At 47.6% G+C, this 763-nt stretch carries 1 protein-coding gene; it reads right to left on the bottom strand.

Translation table 11 applies throughout. From position 1 onward, the window contains the following. The coding region (locus J7438_RS26365) for a hypothetical protein (RefSeq protein ID WP_209278992.1) at nucleotides 1-763 on the bottom strand (763 nt) is incomplete at both ends.

Below are 763 nucleotides of genomic sequence, written 5' to 3'. Positions count from 1 at the left end.
TTACAATCGGCCCCGGAAGGCAGGTTATCGAAATATAGATCAATATCAAGATCCCCATTATCGCCCTCTGGCAAGCGCAGAGTCACGGAAACATCACCTAATTCATAGCTGTCACCATTTTTCCGGTAGTACTGGAAGTCACCATCTCCTTCGGCCATGGTGCTGGTCAGCTGGATTCTGGCTTTAGCATTGGCCTTGCTCTTAAACCAGGTCAGTGCTTCGGTTCCTTCACCATCTTCAAAGTACTGAACCAACGTACCGTTATCGTTGGAATCAGAGGATGCAAAACGGTCACTGAGCAATGAAAGCTCTGCTTTTGACTGATCATCAGACCAGGTTATCTTTATCTTGCCAGACTCGACGGTGTAATTCCCGGCTGAGGCTGTTGGCGTATCCGTACAAGCCGTACGATTGGCAGCGGTGCGAGTATTCAGGTAGGCAATACCACCGGAAAACTGCAATGTGTCACACCATACACGAGTGTAGTTGTTTGTACTATCGCCATCACCATCATCGGAACCTCGCTCAAGCTGGTACCAGACTGTGTCTTCCAGCGGGTGTGAGCCTACACCTTCTACAATGGTCAAATTAAACTCGGCTGAAAGAATATCATCATTTACGCCGTCAACAGCTTTGACCATAAAGGACAATGGGTTATTTACAGTGTTGACTGTAGGGGTGCCGCTGAATATCAGCTGATCATTGTCGTAGGTAATGTCCAGTCCGGCAATTTTCTCATCGACAGTAATGGTCAATGTATCGC

It is taken from the genome of Thalassotalea sp. G20_0 (assembly GCF_017744175.1).
GTDB lineage: Bacteria > Pseudomonadota > Gammaproteobacteria > Pseudomonadales > Endozoicomonadaceae > Endozoicomonas.
This window is presented reverse-complemented; position numbering and strand designations above follow the sequence as displayed.